20 protein-coding genes and 1 tRNA gene are annotated in these 19,847 nt (G+C 59.9%); 12 read left to right on the top strand and 9 right to left on the bottom strand.

The window, feature by feature from the left end; genetic code table 11:
• Nucleotides 1–64: 64 nt before the first annotated feature.
• Together PMI11_RS06270 and PMI11_RS06265 are read right to left on the bottom strand one after the other, a co-directional pair.
• Nucleotides 65–736 (bottom strand): CBS domain-containing protein, encoded by a 672-nt coding sequence (locus PMI11_RS06270; RefSeq protein WP_007814610.1) that lies wholly within the window; start codon nt 734–736, stop codon nt 65–67.
• 456 nt (nt 737–1,192) lie between these two features.
• Nucleotides 1,193–1,267 (bottom strand) — tRNA-Gly (locus PMI11_RS06265).
• 258 nt (nt 1,268–1,525) lie between these two features.
• Between PMI11_RS06265 and PMI11_RS06260 the strand changes: the two genes are divergently transcribed.
• The 4 genes from PMI11_RS06260 (at nt 1,526) to PMI11_RS06245 (ending at nt 4,034) form a co-directional block, all read left to right on the top strand.
• Nucleotides 1,526–2,035, top strand: a complete 510-nt coding sequence (locus PMI11_RS06260) for a prolyl-tRNA synthetase associated domain-containing protein (protein WP_007814608.1) — start codon at nt 1,526–1,528, stop codon at nt 2,033–2,035.
• Nucleotides 2,036–2,091: 56 nt separating this feature from the next.
• On the top strand, nt 2,092–3,063 hold the full coding sequence (trxA, locus tag PMI11_RS06255; RefSeq protein ID WP_007814606.1) for a thioredoxin: 972 nt from the start codon (nt 2,092–2,094) through the stop codon (nt 3,061–3,063).
• A 102-nt stretch (nt 3,064–3,165) separates the two neighbouring features.
• The gene (locus PMI11_RS06250; RefSeq protein WP_007814604.1) at nt 3,166–3,837 is read left to right on the top strand and encodes an LON peptidase substrate-binding domain-containing protein; all 672 of its coding nucleotides are present in this window, start codon (nt 3,166–3,168) and stop codon (nt 3,835–3,837) included.
• A gap of 8 nt (nt 3,838–3,845) precedes the next feature.
• Nucleotides 3,846–4,034: a Trm112 family protein gene (locus PMI11_RS06245; RefSeq protein WP_007814601.1), complete on the top strand. Its 189-nt coding sequence runs from the start codon at nt 3,846–3,848 to the stop codon at nt 4,032–4,034.
• Nucleotides 4,035–4,043: 9 nt separating this feature from the next.
• Here PMI11_RS06245 and PMI11_RS06240 read toward each other — a convergent pair whose 3' ends face one another.
• Complete coding sequence (locus PMI11_RS06240) at nt 4,044–5,258, bottom strand: ubiquinone biosynthesis hydroxylase (protein ID WP_007814599.1); 1,215 nt, start codon at nt 5,256–5,258, stop codon at nt 4,044–4,046.
• Nucleotides 5,259–5,342: 84 nt separating this feature from the next.
• Between PMI11_RS06240 and tesB the strand changes: the two genes are divergently transcribed.
• The 6 genes from tesB (at nt 5,343) to PMI11_RS06210 (ending at nt 12,979) form a co-directional block, all read left to right on the top strand.
• Entirely contained in the window at nt 5,343–6,227 is an 885-nt protein-coding gene (gene tesB, locus PMI11_RS06235) for an acyl-CoA thioesterase II (protein ID WP_007814597.1), read from the top strand.
• Nucleotides 6,228–6,439: 212 nt separating this feature from the next.
• The gene (locus PMI11_RS06230) at nt 6,440–6,790 is read left to right on the top strand and encodes a P-II family nitrogen regulator (protein ID WP_007814595.1); all 351 of its coding nucleotides are present in this window, start codon (nt 6,440–6,442) and stop codon (nt 6,788–6,790) included.
• A 28-nt stretch (nt 6,791–6,818) separates the two neighbouring features.
• Nucleotides 6,819–8,243, top strand: a complete 1,425-nt coding sequence (locus tag PMI11_RS06225; RefSeq protein WP_007814593.1) for an ammonium transporter — start codon at nt 6,819–6,821, stop codon at nt 8,241–8,243.
• Nucleotides 8,244–8,481: 238 nt separating this feature from the next.
• Nucleotides 8,482–11,157 carry an FtsK/SpoIIIE family DNA translocase gene (locus PMI11_RS06220; protein WP_037070796.1) on the top strand — a complete coding sequence of 892 codons (2,676 nt, stop codon included), beginning with the start codon at nt 8,482–8,484 and terminating at the stop codon, nt 11,155–11,157.
• Between the two features lie 135 nt (nt 11,158–11,292).
• A complete protein-coding gene (locus PMI11_RS06215) occupies nt 11,293–11,976 on the top strand; it encodes an outer membrane lipoprotein carrier protein LolA (protein WP_007814588.1) in 684 nt (227 codons plus the stop codon).
• Nucleotides 11,977–12,175: 199 nt separating this feature from the next.
• Nucleotides 12,176–12,979 carry an exodeoxyribonuclease III gene (locus tag PMI11_RS06210; RefSeq protein WP_007814586.1) on the top strand — a complete coding sequence of 268 codons (804 nt, stop codon included), beginning with the start codon at nt 12,176–12,178 and terminating at the stop codon, nt 12,977–12,979.
• A gap of 4 nt (nt 12,980–12,983) precedes the next feature.
• Here PMI11_RS06210 and PMI11_RS06205 read toward each other — a convergent pair whose 3' ends face one another.
• Nucleotides 12,984–13,439, bottom strand: a complete 456-nt coding sequence (locus tag PMI11_RS06205; protein ID WP_007814584.1) for a cyclic nucleotide-binding domain-containing protein — start codon at nt 13,437–13,439, stop codon at nt 12,984–12,986.
• A gap of 1 nt (nt 13,440) precedes the next feature.
• Nucleotides 13,441–14,124, bottom strand: a complete 684-nt coding sequence (locus tag PMI11_RS06200) for a response regulator transcription factor (RefSeq protein WP_007814583.1) — start codon at nt 14,122–14,124, stop codon at nt 13,441–13,443.
• Between the two features lie 141 nt (nt 14,125–14,265).
• Between PMI11_RS06200 and PMI11_RS06195 the strand changes: the two genes are divergently transcribed.
• Nucleotides 14,266–14,814 carry a L,D-transpeptidase family protein gene (locus PMI11_RS06195; RefSeq protein ID WP_007814582.1) on the top strand — a complete coding sequence of 183 codons (549 nt, stop codon included), beginning with the start codon at nt 14,266–14,268 and terminating at the stop codon, nt 14,812–14,814.
• Between the two features lie 146 nt (nt 14,815–14,960).
• Entirely contained in the window at nt 14,961–15,791 is an 831-nt protein-coding gene (locus PMI11_RS06190; RefSeq protein WP_007814580.1) for an aldo/keto reductase, read from the top strand.
• 83 nt (nt 15,792–15,874) lie between these two features.
• Here the strand turns inward: PMI11_RS06190 and leuC are convergent, their stop codons facing one another.
• The 4 genes from leuC to rplS all read right to left on the bottom strand — a co-directional run bounded on the left by leuC (nt 15,875) and on the right by rplS (nt 19,846).
• The gene (gene leuC / locus PMI11_RS06185; protein ID WP_007814578.1) at nt 15,875–17,284 is read right to left on the bottom strand and encodes a 3-isopropylmalate dehydratase large subunit; all 1,410 of its coding nucleotides are present in this window, start codon (nt 17,282–17,284) and stop codon (nt 15,875–15,877) included.
• Between the two features lie 244 nt (nt 17,285–17,528).
• Entirely contained in the window at nt 17,529–18,347 is an 819-nt protein-coding gene (locus PMI11_RS06180; protein WP_007814575.1) for an amino acid ABC transporter permease, read from the bottom strand.
• An 18-nt stretch (nt 18,348–18,365) separates the two neighbouring features.
• The gene (locus tag PMI11_RS06175) at nt 18,366–19,163 is read right to left on the bottom strand and encodes a basic amino acid ABC transporter substrate-binding protein (RefSeq protein ID WP_007814573.1); all 798 of its coding nucleotides are present in this window, start codon (nt 19,161–19,163) and stop codon (nt 18,366–18,368) included.
• Nucleotides 19,164–19,309: 146 nt separating this feature from the next.
• On the bottom strand, nt 19,310–19,846 hold the full coding sequence (gene rplS, locus PMI11_RS06170) for a 50S ribosomal protein L19 (RefSeq protein ID WP_037070794.1): 537 nt from the start codon (nt 19,844–19,846) through the stop codon (nt 19,310–19,312).
• Between the last annotated feature and the right edge of the window lies 1 nt (nt 19,847).

The following is a 19,847-nucleotide window of genomic DNA, read 5'->3' as shown; positions in this document are numbered from 1 at the left end:
ATTGCTGAATCTCGTGAGGCCCTTTTCATGAAGGCCGGTGCAGTCTCATGTCGATGCTGCGGCACTATTGAGGAGGAGATTCCGGGAAATGCTCCACCACGCCGCGGACACCGTTGACGCCCTCCGCCAGAATCCGCGCGGCCCTGCGGCAAGCCGCTGTCTCGACGTTGCCCCAAAAATGAACGATCCCATCAGTGACCGTGACGGACACGTCCAATCCTTCCAGGCCGGTATTTTCACCGAGCCGAGCAAGAATGCTGCGGCGAATGGCGTCGTCCCCAGCTGCTGTGTCGTCTGGTTTTGCCGAGTAAATTACCTGCAGGAGATCGGCGCGGCTGACGATGCCGACCAGTTTACCGTCCCGCAGAACCGGAATGCGCTTGATCCCATGGTCCTGCATGAGGCTGGCGACACGCGAAAGGGGGGCATCCTCGTCGATTGTTACAGGATCGGGCGTCATGACGTCACCCACTCTCCAGCCGCATCGCTTGACAAAGGCGTTCGCTCTCTCATCGGCGCCAACTCCCATGTCCGCCTTCAGGACGAATGCGCCGCTTGACAGTTCCGTTCGGCGGATCAGATCGCCCTCGCTGATGACGCCCAGCAAGCGCCCCTCATCGTCAACGACAGGAACGCCGCTTACGTGCTGATCGGACATCAGCTTGGCTGCATGCCGAACGCTATGGTCAGGTGATAGTCCGACGACCTTTGTCGTCATTACATCTTTGACCAGCATGTCGATATAACTCCGGCTATATCCTCTCAAGATATTAGAGTTAGCTATTGCTAATTTAAATCCATCACTGCGCTCGGCAATAGGCGTTCACCATGCGTCGTGAGGAGGTAAAACGACGCGGACCTCGTCCGCCTGCGCAAGGTGTGGGGAAACCTAGCCAGATACTGCCGTCGTTTGCATTGAGTAGGATCAATCGGGCGCCGAAAGTTGTGAAGGAAACCGTGACCGATGGTTTTATGAGGATCGATCTGCGGTGGTGGTGCAGCCGGACCGCGGGATCGGAAGGCACCCGAAGGAATATCGTCTGACTGAAAGCGGACGCTGTTAGCGAGATCGCGGGCACCGTCAGTATCTCATCAAAGGTGTGAAGTGGCCGATTGGCTACGTCAAAAGAGCCCTAAGAGCGTCGCCACACATGCTACGCAACATCTTCACCGGTATGGACAAAAGGAAAACTGGAGCGGGCGAAGGGATTCGAACCCTCGACCCCAACCTTGGCAAGGTTGTGCTCTACCCCTGAGCTACACCCGCTCAAATCCGCACCGGTCCGGGGTAGTAAGTAGCGGACCGTGGGCGCCACCTTGCGGCGACGGGCGCTATATCGCCCAAACGATTTTCAAATGCAACAGGGAAATGACGGAAAAACGAAGAAAAGTTCTAGCGGTGGAAAACCGGCTTCGGAAACGCCGCGAATGCAGGGCAAAGCGTCGGCCCTGAAGATTGCCAAGCTCACGAGGTAGACGTAAGCAGACAGTCCAATCTGCCTTTCTTCTGACTGATGGAATGACGATGACCGAAAACAAGCCCAAGACTCGCCAGGATCTTCTCGCCTTTCTCGATGGCCTTGGCATTATCCACAGCACCAAGGACCATGCGCCGGTCTTCACGGTGGCCGAATCAGTGGCGCTGCGGGATGAGATCCCGGGCGGGCACACCAAGAACCTGTTCGTGAAGGACAAGAAAGATCGTTATTTCCTGCTGACCGTGGAAGAAAATGCCGCCGTCGACCTCAAGCAGGTCCATACTCTTATCGGTGCTTCCGGCCGCGTCTCTTTCGGCAAACCCGAGAAGCTCATGGAATATCTTGGTGTCATTCCGGGCGCTGTTACCGCGCTCGGCGCGATCAACGATGCCGGCAACAATGTCACCTTCGTGCTCGATGCGGATCTGATGCACGATGACATCATCAACTGCCATCCGCTTTCCAACGATGCGACCACTTCGATCGCCAGCGCCGATCTGATACGATTCATGGAGGCGACTGGGCATAAGCCGCTTGTCTTGAAAGTGACGTCCTGACATACGATTTTAGCGCTATCAGAGACGCCGGCAGATCGGCGCGGCGGGAGATACCTATGAGCGGCAGCGACAATCCTTATAACGGTTCCTTCGGCAACCAGATGTCGGCAACGGCAAGTTATGGCGCGGTACCTCAGCCTGCGGCGGGCGGCGGCTATATCAAGGACACGACGACGGCGAATTTCACCAAGGACGTCCTCGAGGAATCGCGCAACCAGCCGGTGCTGGTCGATTTCTGGGCGCCATGGTGTGGCCCGTGCAAGCAGCTGACGCCGGTCCTCGAAAAGGTCGTCAATGAGGGTCAAGGCCGCGTCAAGCTGGTCAAGATGAACATCGACGATCATCCCTCGATCGCCGGCCAGCTCGGCATCCAGTCCATTCCAGCCGTCATCGCCTTCGTCAACGGCCGCCCGGCGGATGGCTTCATGGGCGCGGTGCCGGAAAGCCAGGTTCGCCAGTTCATCGACCGTCTTGCAGGTCCTGAGGGTGCGGATCAGGCTGCCGAAATCGAAGGTGCCCTGGCGCAGGCCGGCGAACTGCTTGCTGCCGGTAACATCAACGAAGCGGGCCAGCTTTATGGCGCGGTCATGCAGGCCGATCCGGAAAATGCCAAGGCGCTTGCCGGCATGGCCGAATGCCTGATCGCAGCCGACCAGCATGGCGAGGCCCGCCAGATGCTGAGCGAGCTGCCGGAAGAGCTTGGCAAGGATGCCGGCATCCAAGCGGTGCTGAAGAAGCTCGACCAGATCGAAGAAGCCCGCAAGCTCGGCGATCCCGTCGCCCTGGAGCGCGAGCTGGCATTGAACCCCGATCACCATGAAGCCCGCCTGAAACTCGCCAAGATCCTCAATGTCGAGGGCAGGCGCGATGAGGCGGCCGAGCACCTGCTCACCATCATGCGCAAGGACCGCGCCTTCGACGATGATGGTGCGCGTCGCCAGCTTCTGCAGTTCTTCGAGGTTTGGGGTTTCAAGGATCCGGCGACGGTTTCGGCCCGCCGCAAGCTTTCATCCATCCTGTTTTCCTGAGTTTGCCGCATCCGCCCTTGCGTTTTTACACAAGGACACCACATTTCTCGTGAGGACGGGCGCCGCAGATGCGCGCGCCGAGAGAGCGCGGGACTAGTCTTCATGCAAGTCGGCAATGCGAGATATCTGAAGCCCGGCGATCTACCGGATGAAATTGCAGTTTTTCCCTTGACAGGTGCGCTTCTCCTGCCTGCCGGGCAGCTGCCGCTCAATATCTTCGAGCCGCGTTATCTTGCGATGTTCGATGCCGCACTGACCGGAAACCGTCTGATCGGCATGGTGCAGCCGGCACACGGCGAGCATGAAGACAAGACGCATGCCCCCGAGCTTGCGGCTGTCGGCTGCCTCGGCCGGATTACCTCCTATGCCGAAACCGGTGACGGGCGTTATATCGTCTCGCTCACGGGCGTGTGCCGCTTCCGGCTACTGGAAGAGAGATCGCATGGCCAACCATTCCGCAGCTTTCGCATCGCGCCGTTCATATCAGATCTCTCCGCCGAGAACGAAGAAGATGCCGTTGACCGCAGCGCGCTGCTGACGGCTTTCAAGGCCTATCTTGATGCCAACAAGCTCGAGGCGGACTGGGAGAGCGTGGAGCGGGCGAGCAACCTCACCCTCGTCAATTCGCTCGCGATGATGTCGCCTTTCGGCCCGGCCGAAAAACAGGCGCTGCTCGAAGCGCCCGATCTCAAGACGAGGGCGGAAACGCTGATCGCCATCACCGAAATCGTGCTTGCCCGCGTTTTCGGCGATTCCGATACCGTGCTGCAGTAGAGGGCGCGATGGACGAAAAACTGAGCCGGGTCGATCCCAAGCTTCTTGAACTTCTTGTCTGCCCGCTTACCAAGGGACGGCTTTCCTATGACCGCGAGCACAACGAGTTGGTTTCGGAAAAGGCGCGTCTTGCCTATCCGATCAGGGACGGCATTCCGATCATGCTCGTCTCGGAAGCGCGCACACTCGAAGACTGAAGAGTAATTTCAGATCGTTTCCCCCGACAGCAGCCGCGGATTGTCCTTGGCGGTCGTTCCTGCCGCCTGGCCGATGAAGAAGGATTTCAGGCCGGGCAGGCGATCGACGATGCCGAGGCCAAAGTCGCGGGCGATGCGGATCGGCGCCATGTCATTGGAAAACAGCCGGTTCAGCACATCTGTCGTGACGCCCATGCGGAAAGTGTCGAAACGGCGCCAGCTCTGGTAGCGCTCCAGAATATTGATGGCGCCGATATCGAGCCCAAGGCGATCGGCGTCCACGATGGTTTCGGCGAGGGCGGCCACATCCTTGAAGCCGAGATTGAGGCCCTGGCCGGAAATCGGATGGATGCCGTGTGCGGCATCACCGGCAAGCGCAAAGCGCGGCGCGACGAAGGAGCGGGCGAGTGTGAGGCTGAGCGGGAAGGCGCGCTTGTCGCCAACCACCTTGAGAGCGCCGAGTTTGTGGCCGAAGCGGCGTTCAAGTTCCTCCTCGAAAACCAGATCATCGGCGGCGACGAGCCTATTGGCATCGTTCGTCCGTTCGGTCCAGACCAGAGATGACCGGTTGTTGCGCAGCGGCAGGATGGCGAAGGGGCCGGATGGAAGGAAATGTTCTTCGGCGCAGCCGTGGTGCGGGCGCTCGTGCTCGACGGTCGTGACGATGCCGGACTGACCGTAATCCCAAGTGACAGTCTTGATCCCTGCAAAATCGCGCAGTCTGGAGCGCACGCCATCGCAGGCAACCAGCAGGCGCGATTGCAGCGTGCTGCCGTCGGACAGGCTGATCTCGATATCGGTATCACCCGTCTTCAAGCCGGTGGCGCTCAAGCCATGGCGGATTTCGATGCCGAGCCGCTCGCAGGCGCCGCGCAGCGCGCCGACCATGACGACATTTGGGATCATGTGGGCAAACGGGCGGCCATCGGCGACTTCGCCGTCGAAGGTCAGGAAGATCGGGCGGACAGGATCGGACATCCTGGAATCGGTCACGATCATCTTGGTGATCGGCTGTGCCTCGGGCTCGATCTCGTCCCAGATGCCGAAGACTTCGAGCATCTTCGTCGCGGCCGCAATGATGGCGGAGGCGCGCATATCCTTTTTCCAGGCATGCTCGGGTGCCGCCTCGACGACGGCGATATTGAGATGCGGTGCTGCCTGCTTGACCGCCACGGCCACGGACAGGCCGACATAACCTCCGCCTACAACCAGCATGTCCAGCATCGTCCGCTCCTGTTACTTTCTACGATCAGATGCGATCTATATAGATCATCAAGTTACCACTTCCTACCGCCGGGAGCCGAACAAATGACGGAACAAACTGGCAAGCCCACTGCCATGGAAACATTGATTTCAACGCTCGATATCGAGCCGATCGAGGTCGATATCTTTCGTGGCCGCAGTCCGCAGGTCGGCTGGCAGCGTGTGTTCGGCGGGCAGGTGATCGCCCAGGCGCTGATGGCGGCGCAGCGCACTGTGGAAGGCGAGCGGTTCATTCACTCGCTGCACGCCTATTTCATGCGTCCCGGCGATCCCTCCGTGCCGATCATCTATCAGGTCGAGCGTATCCGCGACGGGTCGAGCTTCAACACGCGCCGGGCCGTCGCGATCCAGCACGGCAAGGCGATCTTCGCACTGTCGGCCTCGTTCCAGATCGAGGAGCCGGGCTTCGATCATCAGATTCCCATGCCACCGGTACCGATGCCGGAAACGCTGCTCGGCGAACAACAGATCAAGGAACAGTATCTCGCTCATGCTCCGGCGGCGGTGCGCAAATACTGGGAGCGCGAAAGGCCGATCGAAATCCGGCCCGTCTCGCTCAAGCACTATTTTACGAGTGAGAAGCTCGAACCGCGGCAGGATGTCTGGGTTCGTGCTACCGGTCCCGTGCCGGACAGCAGGCTCTATCAGGCTGCCGTGCTTGCCTATCTCTCGGACATGACGCTGCTTGATGCATCGCTGCATGCCCACGGAACGTCCATTTTCGACCAGAACCTGCAGGTTGCAAGCCTCGACCATGCCATGTGGTTCCACCGTCCCGACAAGCTTGATGACTGGCTGCTCTATACACAGGACAGTCCGTCGGCTTCGGGCGCCCGGGGATTGACTCGCGGTAGCCTTTTTACCCGATCCGGTGTCCTGATCGCGTCGGTGGCGCAGGAGGGCCTGATTCGGAAAAAGGCAAATGAATAAATAATATGCATATTTGTAAATTTGCGCATTATTTGTGCGCTTATTGGCCCATCATTTGCCTGTTTATTGGCGCCTTTAATTATAATCTTTATATTTCAATAGCTTATAGGCTGTCACGAATCTGGCACGTCCTTTGAATGTCTATCGCCGGTCGCTGGTCAAGAAACCGTCAGCGGCAAGGAGAGTCGGCTCCGCGCCGAGGATAACGAAGGATGGGAAACCAGATGAAAATTGTGATGGCCATTATCAAGCCGTTCAAGCTCGATGAGGTCCGCGAAGCCCTCACGGCGATCGGCATTCAGGGCCTGACTGTGACCGAAGTGAAGGGCTACGGTCGCCAGAAGGGGCACACTGAAATCTATCGCGGCACTGAATATGCGGTCAGCTTCCTGCCGAAGCTCAAGATCGAAATCGCGGTCGCATCCGAAATCGTCGACAAGGCGGTAGAGGCCATCGCAGCATCTGCCAAGACCGGCCAGATCGGTGACGGCAAAATCTTCGTCTACTCGATCGACCATGCCGTGCGCATCCGTACGGGCGAGACCGATTCAGAAGCGCTGTAAAGAACGGCAGATCAAGGAGCCATTTCCAATGTCAATTTCGAAGTTTTCCTCCAACATCGCACGGGTAGGCGCCCTTTCGGCCGCTCTCCTGGCGCCAGCCGTCGCTTTCGCGCAGGAAGCCGCCCCGGCCGCTGCAGCCGCCGCTGCGCCTGCGTTCACCATGGACAAGGGTGACAATACCTGGATGCTCGTCTCCTCGGCGCTCGTCCTCCTGATGACGATCCCGGGCCTTGCGCTTTTCTACGGCGGCCTCGTGCGTGCGAAGAACATGCTCTCCGTTCTGATGCAGGTATTCATGATCACTGCCGTCGTGGCGCTGATCTGGGTGACATACGGCTATTCGCTCGCCTTCACCGATGGTGGCTCGCTGAACAGCTTCGTCGGCGGCTTCTCCAAGGCGTTCCTCGCCGGCGTCAACACCTCGTCGCTGGCCGAGACCTTCTCGAAGGGTGTCGCCATCCCTGAATACACGTTCATCGTATTCCAGATGACCTTCGCCTGCATCACGCCCGGCCTGATCGTCGGCGCATTCGCCGAGCGCATCAAGTTCTCGGCTGTCATGCTGTTCGTCGTGCTCTGGGTCACCTTCATCTACTTCCCGATGGCGCACATGGTCTGGTTCTGGGGCGGTCCGAGCTCCTACACCTCGCCGGCCGGCCTGATCTTCTCCTATGGTGCAATCGATTTTGCCGGCGGCACGGTCGTTCACATCAATGCCGGCATCGCCGGCCTCGTCGGCGCCATCATGCTCGGCAAGCGCACCGGCTATAAGAAGGAGATCATGGCTCCACACTCGATGACGCTCACCATGGTCGGCGCATCGCTGCTCTGGGTCGGCTGGTTCGGCTTCAACGCCGGCTCCAACCTCGAAGCCAATGCCTATGCATCGCTCGCCATGATCAACACCTTCGTCGCGACTGCCGCCGCCGCCGTATCCTGGTGCATCGTCGAAAGCTTCGCTCGCGGCAAGGCTTCCATGCTTGGCGGCGCTTCCGGCGCCGTCGCCGGCCTCGTCGCCGTCACTCCGGCGGCAGGTTTTGCCGGCCCGATGGGTTCGATCGTTCTCGGTCTCATCGTCTCGCCGGTCTGCTACTTCTTCGTCGACGTCGTGAAGAACAAGTTCAATTATGACGACAGCCTCGACGTCTTCGGTGTCCATTGCATCGGCGGCATCATCGGCGCTCTCGGCACCGGCATCCTCGTCAACCCGGCCCTCGGCGGCGCCGGTATCGTCGACTACTCGACGGCCGATTTCGCTGCCTCCTATGCTGGCACGGCAACGCAGGTCCTGGCCCAGGCCAAGGGCGTGCTCACGACGCTGCTGTGGTCGGGCATCGGCTCGGCGATCCTCTATAAGATCGTCGATGTCATCATCGGCCTGCGCGTTTCGGTCGAAGCCGAGCGCGAAGGTCTCGACCTCGCAACGCACGGCGAAGCCGCCTACCACGCTTGATCACAGGGTTTGCGGCGCCCGGCACAGGGGCGCCGCTGAACGGCCCGTCGCGGCCTATCTAACCATAAGCCGCTCTTGGCCCGGACCTTCACAGGTTCGGGCCCTTTTCTTTTTAGTGATCCGGCATATGCATGGTTAACATCGCTTTAACTCTACTTTGATTAGGTGGAGCGGACGCATTTGGCGCGGCGAAGCATTGGCGATTCGCGTGCCCACAGGCATTGGACGGGTTAGACACATGGCAAGAAGCACGTCGCCGGCGATGGATGGTCGTCCTGACCGGTTCTCCTTCTCGGCATTCATGCTGCGGCAGATCCAGGCCCTCACCGGCTTTGCGGTCTTCCTGGTCTTAGCGCTCGCGGTCGCGGCGCTTGCGACATGGAACGTCACCGATCCCAGCTATTCCTACGCCACCGGTAACCTGCCGACCAACATACTCGGTTATAGCGGTGCTGCCTTTGCCGACGTCGCCATGCAGTTCCTGGGGCTCGCAAGCGTCGTTTCGATGCTGCCGATCGTCGCCTGGGCGCTGGCGCTGATTTCCGGCCGTCGCATCAGCCGTATTCCGGCTCGCGCCGGCGCCTGGCTCGTGGGCACCATACTTTCCTCCGCCGTGATCGGCTGTTTCCCGCCACCGCTCACCTGGCCGATCCCGAACGGTATCGGCGGTGTTATCGGCGACATGATCCTGCGTTTTCCCGCACTCTTCGTCGGCGCCTATCCGACCGGCGTTTTCGCCACCGCCGTCGGCTGCATCTTCGCCGTCCCGACCGCGTGGATGATGCTCTTTGCAGCCGGCATCGTCGGTCGCAGCGAACTCGATGAGGAGGAAAACGAAGAAGAGGATTATGTCGAGACGCGCAGCAAGGTGCGTGTCGTCGGTGATGAGGACGAGGAGGATGATGGGTCCCGCTGGATGGCCTTTAGCGGCGCCATGACGCACGCCTGGTATATGAACCAGGCGCGTTTCCGACGGCTTTTCGGCATGGGGCCACGCAAGCGCCGCCAGAGCGATTTCGAATCACCCTATGACTTCAACGATGACGAATTCGGTACGCTGAACGAGCCGGTGCGCGCCAAGCCCGCAGCGCGCGGCGAGCGCATGGATCCTTCTATGGAGCCGCGTGCCGCTTCGAGCCGTCGAGTCGTTTCGGCGCCTTCCATCTCGCTTAACGACGATGAGGACGAGGACGACGATCCGTCATTCGATACCGACATGCCGCGGCGTCCGGCCGATATTCTGCCCGATGATGACGATGACGATTGGATGATCCGCGCGCCGGCCAAATCGGCCGGTAAACCCGAGCCGCGCGTCATTCCTGCCTCCGCCCGTCCAAAGCCCGGCGCCCGCGTCGAGCGCGAGGCGCAAGGTTCGTTCATCCGGCCGGAAGGCTTCCAGCTTCCCTCCATGCATCTGCTTGCTGAGCCGAAGAATGTCGTGCGCGATTCCACGCTTTCGGCCGATGCGCTGGAACAGAATGCCCGCATGCTGGAAGGCGTGCTGGAAGATTTCGGCGTCAAGGGCGAGATCATCCATGTTCGCCCCGGTCCCGTCGTCACGCTCTACGAACTGGAGCCGGCGCCCGGCATCAAGTCGTCCCGTGTTATCGGCCTTGCTGACGACATCGCCCGCTCGATGAGTGCGATCGCCGCTCGTGTCGCAGTCGTGCCGGGCCGCAACGCAATTGGTATCGAACTGCCGAACCAGACGCGCGAAACCGTTTATCTGCGCGAGCTGATCGGGTCACGCGACTTCGAAGGCTCCAAGGCGAAGCTCGCAATGGCGCTCGGCAAGACGATCGGCGGGGAGGCCGTCATCGCCGATCTTGCGAAGATGCCGCATCTGCTCGTCGCAGGTACGACCGGTTCGGGTAAATCCGTCGCAATCAACACGATGATCCTGTCGCTGCTCTACCGCATGACACCGGAACAGTGCCGTCTCATCATGATCGACCCGAAGATGTTGGAACTCTCCGTCTATGACGGCATCCCGCATCTGCTCTCTCCTGTCGTCACCGATCCGAAGAAGGCCGTCGTCGCGCTCAAATGGACCGTCCGCGAGATGGAAGAGCGCTATAAGAAAATGTCGAAGATCGGTGTTCGTAACATCGATGGCTTCAACACGCGTGTCGAGCAGGCGCTTGCCAAGGGCGATACGATTTCGCGCACGGTGCAGACCGGCTTCGACCGGCAGACTGGCGAAGCGGTTTACGAGACCGAGGAATTCGATCTGCAGCCGATGCCCTATATCGTCGTCATCATCGACGAAATGGCCGACCTGATGATGGTCGCCGGCAAGGACATCGAAGGTGCGGTCCAGCGTCTCGCCCAGATGGCGCGTGCGGCCGGCATCCATGTCATCATGGCAACGCAGCGTCCGTCGGTCGACGTTATCACCGGCACTATCAAGGCAAACTTCCCGACGCGCATCTCCTTCCAGGTAACCTCGAAGATCGACAGCCGCACGATCCTCGGCGAGCAGGGTGCCGAACAACTGCTCGGTATGGGTGACATGCTCTATATGGCAGGCGGCGGTCGCATTCAGCGCGTCCATGGTCCGTTTGTGTCCGACGTTGAGGTCGAAGAGATCGTCTCCTACCTGAAGACGCAAGGTTCGCCGCAATATCTCGATGCCATCACTGCCGATGACGACGAGGACGGCGATTATGGTGGCGGTCCGGCAGGTACGTCAAATCTTGCCGATTCCGAAGATCCCTACGATCAGGCCGTCGCCATCGTGCTGCGCGATGGCAAGGCCTCCACTTCCTATGTTCAGCGCAGGCTCGGTATCGGCTATAATCGTGCGGCATCGCTGATCGAACGCATGGAGCAAGAAGGCATCATCGGCCCTGCCAACCATGCCGGCAAACGTGAGATTCTCGTGCCGACGGATGGAGATATCCTCGACCGTTGAGGTAAGAATATTTGATGGCGCAGCCCATCCGGTGGAAACCTCGGGGCATGTAATCCGTTACCTTTCACCGGGCGATCGCGGCGCCTTGAAGACGCCGCCTTTCGGCGGCATGCAGACCGCATACAGGAGGTTCACATGACCAACTCCGCGTCCATATTTTCCGGCCTGCCGGTAACCCGCCGTGGCGTTCTTGGCGTCTTCGCTGTTGCCGCCGTTGCAAGCGCCGTTCCGTTTCCCGCTCTTGCCCAGGTCGCCCAGGCGGCAGCACCCGCTGCCAACAGCGCCACGGCACAGGCGATTGCCGATCATTTCTCGGGTGTCGCCACCATGCAGGGCGAGTTCGTGCAGTTTGGCCCTCGTGGCGAACAGACCGGCGGCAAGTTCTTCATCGAGCGTCCCGGCAAGCTGCGCTTCAACTATGACGATCCGTCGCCGATGCGCGTCATTGCCGACGGCAGGAACGTCGCGATCGGCAACGTGAAGCTCAAGACCTGGGATCTCTATCCGCTTTCCAAGACGCCGCTCAGCCTGCTACTTGCGCCGCGTATCGACCTTTCCGCCGGCATGGTGAAGGGTGTGAAGCAAGAGTCCGATCTGACGACGATCTCGCTCGGTAACAATACGGTGTTCGGCAGCTCGACCATCACGATGATGTTCGACCCGAAAACCTATGACCTGCGCCAGTGGACGATCACCGACAACCAGGGCAAGGACACGTCGGTGATGATCTTCAACGTGAAGACCGGAGTTGCCTTCGACGAGCGCGTCTTCCGCGTGCCCTATGAGGATATCAAGGGCACCTCGGCAAACCGCGACTAGAATGCCGTGCGTTAGTTTGGGCGCACAAAGGACGATCAAACTTTTCGAATCCACGCATTAGGCTCGAAGATCGATTCCGATTTTCGAGCCTAATGCGTAGCGCTTTTCGGTCGATCGCCGGCCGCTTTTGCCTGCGGCCGGTTTTCTCGCCGCCACCTTTGCTCTAAAGCCTTTTCAGAGGGATCTGAAAGGGCATGGCATGAGCTTTTCCATCACCACCTGGAACATCAATTCGGTTCGGCTGCGCATGCCGATCGTCGAGCAGCTCGTGCTGAAGCACAGGCCCGATATCCTCTGCCTGCAGGAAACCAAGGTTACGAACGATCTCTTCCCGTTGGCACCGCTGCGCGCCATGGGCTACGAGCACATCATCATCCACGGCCAGAAGGGCTATCATGGGGTTGCAATAGCCTCCCGCGTGCCGCTAACCGAGGATCATCGGCAGGATTACTGCAATGTCGGCGATGCGCGCCATATCTCGGCGGTCTTCGAGCGCGGCAACCGGCGCATCCGCCTGCATAATTTCTATGTTCCTGCCGGCGGCGACGAGCCGGACCGCACGATCAATCCGAAATTCGGCCACAAGCTCGATTTCATCGAGGAGATGAAGAACCTCAAGGCGAGCGCCGAGCCGAACACGTCAGCCATTCTCGTCGGCGATCTCAATATCGCGCCGCTGGAACATGACGTCTGGTCTCACAAGCAGCTTCTGAAGATCGTCAGCCATACGCCCGTCGAAACCGACGGGCTCATCGAGGTAATGAAGCGTGGCGGCTGGCACGATCTCATGCGCCAGCATGTGCCCGCCAATGAGAAGCTCTATACGTGGTGGAGCTACCGCGCGAAGGATTGGGAAGCTGCCGACAAGGGCCGGCGTCTCGACCATATCTGGTCCTCGCCCGACCTCGGTCCGCATCTGCAGCGCATCGAGGTGCTGAAGGAAGCACGCGGTTGGGAGCGGCCGTCCGACCATGTGCCGGTGACCGTACATCTCAACCTCTGAAACGTCAGCTGAAACGGTGAAACTGGCTTGCGGCCTGTGCCGCGAGATCGGCAATGCTGTCGCGGATACGGTTTTCCATGATGCGCGCCGCCGAGGGATATTCCTCGATCAGGCGAAGGAACAGCGCCCGCGTGATGCGGATGATACCGGTATCTTCGCGGGCAATTGCCGTGAACTTGCGCTCCACCAGCGTTATAAGGGCGAGCTCCGAGATCAATGCACCAGGGTCAGCGATGGCTTCGGTTCGCGCCATGCCATCCGAGCCCGTCACGCTGAGTTCAAGGCTGCCGCTCGTGATCACATAGGCGCTTTCGGCGGGCGAGCCCTGACGGAACAGCATCTGCCCGGCCGCAATCACACGGCGGTCCGCGCCGAAGGCAATCAGACGCAACTGGTCGTCGTTCATGTCCTTGAAGAGCGGAAGCTGCGCCAGCAGATGGATATCGTCGGAAAGAGACATGCTACGGGATGATCTTGTAGCCGCCGTTTTCCGTCACGAGGATCTCGGCGTTGGACGGATCCCGCTCGATCTTCTGGCGCAGACGGTAAACGTGGGTTTCCAGCGTGTGCGTGGTGACGCCGGAATTGTAGCCCCAGACCTCTTCCAGCAGTACGTCGCGGGTCACGACCTTCTGTTCGGCGCGGTAGAGGTAGCGGATGATCGCCGCCTCCTTTTCCGTCAGACGGATCTTCTGGCCGTTGTCGGTGGTCAGCAGCTTCTGGCTCGGCTTGAAGAGATAGGGGCCGACGGTGAAAGTCGCATCTTCGCTCTGCTCGTGCTGGCGAAGCTGCACGCGGATACGAGCCAAAAGCACGGCGAAGCGGAAAGGTTTTGTCACATAGTCGTTGGCGCCGGCCTCAAGGCCAAGGATCGTGTCTGAATCCGTGTCGTGACCGGTCAGCATGATGATCGGCGCCTTGAAGCCACCCTTGCGCAACAGCTTTACCGCCTCGCGGCCGTCCATATCGGGCAGGCCGACGTCCATGATCAGCAGATCGACGGGGTTGGAGCGGGCAGCCTGGACGCCCTTGCCCGCGGTCGCTTCCTGCAGGACCGAGAATTCCTCATACAACGACAATTGCTCCGTCAGCGTCTGGCGAAGGTCGTCGTCGTCATCCACCAGAAGAATGGTGCGTGCGGTCATGCGGGTGCGTCCTTGCGTTGGTCAGATACTCCTACGCCAAATTCCACATTTGGCAAGGATTGGCGATCTGCTGCTGTTGCTGCCCAGGGTCTCATATGGTTTCAATCGAAGCCCAAGGCAATTCAAGAACATGCGAGAAAAATGGAAAAAGCAAGGCAAGAGCGAAATGGGCAGCCCTCAACGCTCGTGGTGCGTGCCGCGCCGGGCAAGCCAAACAGAGCCATCGTCCGTTTTGGCCCGCTCACCTTGCCCGCCGCGATCGGCCGTAGCGGCCGGACCGTGATCAAGCGGGAAGGCGACGGGGCGACGCCGATTGCTGCCATGCGACTGCTCTACGGCTTCCGGCGCGGCGAACGAAACGGCCATCTCCCGACAGCGCTGCCCATCAAGCGCATCCGGTCCGACATGCTGTGGTGCGATCAGCCCGCCGATGCGAATTACAACAGGCTGGTCAAGGCGCCGTTCAAACCGAGCCATGAGGAGATGAAGCGAAGGGACGGGCTTTACGATATCTGTTTGGTGCTCGACTGGAACGTGACCTCTCGGGCGCGCAATCGCGGCTCAGCGATCTTTTTCCATCTCATCCGGCCAGAATACGAGCCGACCTCCGGCTGTGTTGCGATCAGCGCCCGCGACATGCGCCGCATTCTGCCTCACCTCAGAAAGGGAACGATCCTCCGCGTTCTCTGATTGTATTGCGGGCTCTCTGTCCTATATGGACTTTCGACCGGACGCGCGGGCTGCGATGCGTCCAGGGAAAACCGCTTCGCGGCTTCAATTCATGCCCCATTCAATTCGTGTCTTTGGCCATTCCTTCAAACTTCCGGAGATATATTGTGACCACTCAGCCCATCATTACTTTCCACGACGGACATTCCATTCCCCAGGTAGGTCTTGGCGTCTGGCAGACACCGCAAGATATCGCGGCTCCAACCGTGCGCACCGCACTTGCCGCCGGCTATCGCCACATCGATACTGCGTCCGGTTATGACAACGAAGAGGGCGTCGGCGAAGGCATCCGCTCCTCCGACATCGACCGCAAGGATATCTTCGTCACCACGAAACTGCGCAATACCGACCAGGGCTATGACAATGCACTGCGTGCCTTCGAGGTCAGCCTGAAGAAGCTCGGCAGCGATTATATCGATCTTTATCTCATTCACTGGCCGTCGCCGCATCGCGGGCTTTATCGCGAAACCTGGAAGGCTTTCGTGCGCTTGAGGGAAGAAGGCCGCGTCCGCTCCATCGGCGTGTCGAACTTCTATCCGGACCATCTCGACCATATCGTCGGCGATACAGGCGTTGTCCCTGTTATCAACCAGATCGAGCTGCATCCGGACTTTCAGCAGAAGGCGGCGCAGGAAGCGCATAAGAAGCTGAACATCGTCACGGAATCCTGGAGCCCGCTCGGTCAGGGCCGCTTCATTTCCAATCCGGTCATCGGTCAGATTGCTGCCAAGCATGGGAAGACGCCGGCGCAGGTCATCATTCGCTGGCACATCGATACCGGCCTTGTCGTCATTCCGAAGTCGGTGACGCCCTCGCGCATCGCGGAGAACTTCAATGTCTTCGATTTCAAGCTTGATGGTGAAGACATGGCAGCGATTGCCAAGCTCGATAGCGCCGGCGCTCGCATGGGTCCGGATCCGTACACAGCGACGTTCTAAGCGCCGTCTTCTCAGCTTCGCGCAATTAAGAAAGCCCGGCGCTCGCGCGCCGGGCTTTTGTCATGTCCGAGGGGCCAGAAAGATCAGTTCCACTCGCGGATATCGACGAAGTGGCCAGCAATCGCGGCTGCGGCGGCCATGGCCGGCGAGACGAGATGCGTGCGGCCCTTGAAACCCTGGCGGCCCTCGAAATTGCGGTTCGAGGTCGAGGCGCAGCGCTCGCCCGGTTTCAGCCGGTCGTCGTTCATGGCGAGGCACATGGAGCAACCCGGTTCACGCCAGTCGAAACCGGCGGCCTTGAAGATCTTGTCGAGGCCTTCCTGCTCCGCCTGTTCCTTCACGAGGCCGGAGCCCGGAACGATCATGGCGTTGACGGTGGAGGCAACGGTCTTGCCTTCAACGACCTTGGCGACAGCGCGCAGGTCTTCGATACGGCCGTTGGTGCAGGAACCGATGAAGACACGGTCGATGTTGATGTCGGTCATCGGCGTGCCTGGCTTGAGGCCCATGTAATCGAGCGCACGCCACTTGGAGGCACGCTTGGTCTCGTCCTGGATATCATCCGGGTTCGGAACGATGCCCTGTACCGAGATTACGTCCTCGGGCGAGGAGCCCCAGGAGACGATCGGCGGCAGTTCGGCGGCGTTGAGCGTGACGACGCGGTCGTAATGCGCGCCTTCGTCGGTCTTCAGCGTCTTCCAGTAGGCGATCGCCTGCTCGAGCGCTTCGCCCTTCGGTGCGCGCGGCTTGCCCTTGATATATTCGAAGGTGATCTCGTCAGGCGCGATCAGGCCGGCACGGGCGCCGCCTTCGATCGACATGTTGCAGATCGTCATGCGGCCTTCCATCGACAGCGAGCGAATGGCTTCGCCGGCATATTCGATGACGTAGCCGGTACCGCCGGCCGTGCCGATCTCGCCGATGATGGCAAGAACGATATCCTTGGCGGTGACGCCTGCCGGCAGCTGGCCGTCGACCTGCACCAGCATGTTCTTCGCCTTCTTCTGGATCAGTGTCTGGGTCGCGAGAACGTGCTCGACTTCCGACGTGCCGATACCGTGAGCGAGCGAGCCGAAGGCGCCGTGCGTGGAGGTGTGGCTATCGCCGCAAACGATCGTCATGCCCGGCAGCGTGAAGCCCTGTTCCGGCCCGATGATGTGGACGATGCCCTGGCGCTTGTCGTTCTCGGAATAATATTCGACGTTGAATTCGGCGGCATTCTTGGCGAGCTGCTCGACCTGAATGCGGCTTTCCTCGTTCTTGATGCCGAGATGGCGGTCAGCGGAGGTCGGAACGTTGTGGTCGACGACGGCAAGCGTCTTTTCCGGCGCGCGAACCTTGCGGCCGGTCATGCGCAGACCTTCGAAAGCCTGCGGCGAGGTAACTTCGTGGACCAGGTGACGGTCGATATAGAGAAGACAGGTGCCGTCAGGCTGTTCGTCGACCAGGTGGTCGGCCCAGATCTTGTCGTAAAGGGTACGCGGTGCGCTCATGGCTAATCGTCCGTTTTGGCTGGAGCGTGGAATAAAGGATGTGGCGGAGAGGCTCCGCAGGCCGTCATTCGATCAACGAAGTCGGCTGTTGAGCGCACCGGAAACGGACGCAAAGAAACGTGCCGGCAGGCGATAATGGTCCTGCAGCACGAAAATATGCGCACCGATGCATCTGAACTTGGATTCCATGGCGCTGGATATAGCGATTTTTGATCGAAACGGCAATTCGAATCGTGCGGCGGCTCTAGCGCCGCGGCATCTGCTTCATCTTCTTCTCGATCCGCCGCAGGAAGAGTGACAGGCCGATCGTCAAAATCAGGTAGATATAAGTGACGATTGAATACGTCTCGAAGAAGCGGAAGGAGCCGGAGGCATAGACCTTGCCCATCTGCGTGATGTCGGCGACGCCGAGAACGGAGACGAGGGAGGAATCCTTCACCATCGAGACGAAGTCGTTGGAGAGCGGCGGGAAGATCACCCGGATCGCTTGCGGGAAAACAACGAGCCTGAAACGGCGGTAGCGCGACAGGCCGAGCGATTTGGCCGCCTCGATTTGGCCGATATCGACCGACTGGAAACCGGCGCGGAAGATTTCGGCGATGAAGGAGGAATAGCCGATCATCAGGGCGATGATGGCACGCCACATCAGCGACAGGTCGCGCACGAGGATCGGCTCGGCAATACCGGCCTTCACCAGGGGGGTGATCAGGAAATTATAGGCTGCGACAACGCCCGGCGCGCCGACGAAGGCGATATAGAAGAGCAGCACGAGGATTGGAATGCCCCTGACAATCTCGATGTAGAATCGGGCGACCTGGCGCAGCACGATATTGTCGGAGAGGCCAAGCAGCGCAATGCCCAGACCGAGCACGGTCGCCAGCACAAAGGCGACGAGTGTCACGAACACGGTAATGCCGGCACCATTCACGACGGTCCGGAAGACCTGCGTGTAAATATCGTTGGTAATGATGACGACGGCGAGAACGATGCCGATCAGAACAAGGACGACCAGCCACCAGGGACGGTCGTCCTTCTCGTGTCGCGGGGATGGTGGTAATGCCATCTGCGATCGCTCGGGGGATTACTGGCCCATCTTGTAGTCGAGGAACCACTTCTTGTTCAGTGCATCAAAGGTGCCGTCCGCCTTCAGGTCGGCAATGGCGGCATTGACGGGAGCGACGAGATCGGAACCCTTCGGGAAGATGAAGCCGAAATCCTCGGTGCCGAGCGGTTCACCGACGACCTTCAGCCCGCCATTCGAGGAATCGACATAGCCCTTGGCAGCGACACTGTCGGTCAGGACGAGATCGACATCGCCGGTCTTCAGAGCCTGCACGGTTGCGCCGAAGGTTTCGAAGAGCTTGATGCGTGGGTTCTGTTCGTTGCCATCGAGGATTTCATAGACGGCGGTATAGAAAGGCGAAGTCCCAGGCTGGGCGCCGATCAGGCCATCGTTGAAGGCACCGAAGCTCTTGGCGTCGGTGAAGCGCTTCTCGTCGCCACGAACCAGCATGAACTGCTGCGAGCGCATGTAAGGGTCGGAAAAGTCGACCTTCTGCTTGCGATCGTCCTTGATGGTGATGCCGGTCATGCCGATGTTGTACTGGCCGTCGGATACGGCCTGGATCATCGCGTCCCAGCTGGTGTTCTGGTATTCGACCTTGAAGTTCAGCCGCTTGGCGATCTCGTTCATCGCGTCATATTCCCAGCCGATCTGCTGACCGGACTTGGGGTCGACGAACTGCAGCGGCGGATAGGCATTCTCCGTCACCACGACGACTGTCTTGCCGCCAAGATCCGGCAAGCCGGCGGCGAAAGCTGCGAGCGGCGAAAGCATTGCGACGGTCAGGCCGGCAAGTACGGTGCGGCGAAAGAACATGATGTGGCTCCCCAATATTTGAACGGCAGAATTGTCACGGAAGATGCCGATATGGCAAGGCTGCAGGCGGCGCCGATCGGCGCAAAAAAGAAAAGGCGGCCCAAAGACCGCCTTTCCCATGCAATGATTTCGCTTTCGCGAGGTGCTTATTCAGCCGAACCTTCAGCAGCGGCTGCTGCTTCTGCGGCGGCCTTTGCTTCAGCGGCTTCCGCAGCTGCCTTTTCGGCGGCGAGAGCCTGTGCTGCTGCAACCTTTTCAGCTTCGATACGTGCCTTTTCCTCGGCAAGGGCCTGACGCTCGGCATCATTGAGCTTGCGGGCGCGGGTACCGGTGTTCTCGACGATACGAGCCGACTTACCGCGACGATCGCGGAGGTAGTAGAGCTTGGCACGACGGACCTTACCGCGGCGAACGACTTCGACGCTTTCGATCATCGGGGAGTAGACCGGGAACACGCGCTCGACGCCTTCGCCGTAGGAGATCTTGCGGACCGTGAAGTTTTCCTGCAGGCCGCCGCCGGAGCGGGCGATGCAAACGCCTTCATAGGCCTGAACGCGGGTACGGTTGCCTTCCGTAACCTTCACGTTGACGCGGACAGTGTCGCCCGGGGAGAATTCGGGAAGCGTGCGCTTGGCTTCGATCTTGGCGGCCTGTTCGGCCTCAAGCTGCTGAATGATGTTCATC

Origin of the sequence: Rhizobium sp. CF142 (genome assembly GCF_000281145.1) — a bacterium.
In the GTDB taxonomy this organism is placed as follows: Bacteria; Pseudomonadota; Alphaproteobacteria; order Rhizobiales; family Rhizobiaceae; genus Rhizobium.
The sequence above is the reverse complement of the archived record's forward strand: the minus strand, read 5'-3'. Positions and strand labels throughout refer to the sequence as shown.

Coding starts and splice junctions, on each gene's coding strand:
- PMI11_RS06215 (WP_007814588.1), top strand. CDS start 11,293: ATGACCAACTCCGCGTCCATATTTTCCGGCCTGCCGGTAACCCGCCGT.
- PMI11_RS06195 (WP_007814582.1), top strand. CDS start 14,266: ATGGAAAAAGCAAGGCAAGAGCGAAATGGGCAGCCCTCAACGCTCGTG.
- PMI11_RS06205 (WP_007814584.1), bottom strand. CDS start 13,439: ATGTCTCTTTCCGACGATATCCATCTGCTGGCGCAGCTTCCGCTCTTC.
- PMI11_RS06200 (WP_007814583.1), bottom strand. CDS start 14,124: ATGACCGCACGCACCATTCTTCTGGTGGATGACGACGACGACCTTCGC.
- PMI11_RS06180 (WP_007814575.1), bottom strand. CDS start 18,347: ATGGCATTACCACCATCCCCGCGACACGAGAAGGACGACCGTCCCTGG.
- PMI11_RS06260 (WP_007814608.1), top strand. CDS start 1,526: ATGACCGAAAACAAGCCCAAGACTCGCCAGGATCTTCTCGCCTTTCTC.
- PMI11_RS06250 (WP_007814604.1), top strand. CDS start 3,166: ATGCAAGTCGGCAATGCGAGATATCTGAAGCCCGGCGATCTACCGGAT.
- leuC (WP_007814578.1), bottom strand. CDS start 17,284: ATGAGCGCACCGCGTACCCTTTACGACAAGATCTGGGCCGACCACCTG.
- PMI11_RS06175 (WP_007814573.1), bottom strand. CDS start 19,163: ATGTTCTTTCGCCGCACCGTACTTGCCGGCCTGACCGTCGCAATGCTT.
- tesB (WP_007814597.1), top strand. CDS start 5,343: ATGACGGAACAAACTGGCAAGCCCACTGCCATGGAAACATTGATTTCA.
- PMI11_RS06230 (WP_007814595.1), top strand. CDS start 6,440: ATGGGAAACCAGATGAAAATTGTGATGGCCATTATCAAGCCGTTCAAG.
- PMI11_RS06210 (WP_007814586.1), top strand. CDS start 12,176: ATGAGCTTTTCCATCACCACCTGGAACATCAATTCGGTTCGGCTGCGC.
- PMI11_RS06245 (WP_007814601.1), top strand. CDS start 3,846: ATGGACGAAAAACTGAGCCGGGTCGATCCCAAGCTTCTTGAACTTCTT.
- trxA (WP_007814606.1), top strand. CDS start 2,092: ATGAGCGGCAGCGACAATCCTTATAACGGTTCCTTCGGCAACCAGATG.
- PMI11_RS06225 (WP_007814593.1), top strand. CDS start 6,819: ATGTCAATTTCGAAGTTTTCCTCCAACATCGCACGGGTAGGCGCCCTT.
- PMI11_RS06270 (WP_007814610.1), bottom strand. CDS start 736: ATGCTGGTCAAAGATGTAATGACGACAAAGGTCGTCGGACTATCACCT.
- PMI11_RS06240 (WP_007814599.1), bottom strand. CDS start 5,258: ATGCTGGACATGCTGGTTGTAGGCGGAGGTTATGTCGGCCTGTCCGTG.
- PMI11_RS06220 (WP_037070796.1), top strand. CDS start 8,482: ATGGCAAGAAGCACGTCGCCGGCGATGGATGGTCGTCCTGACCGGTTC.
- rplS (WP_037070794.1), bottom strand. CDS start 19,846: ATGAACATCATTCAGCAGCTTGAGGCCGAACAGGCCGCCAAGATCGAA.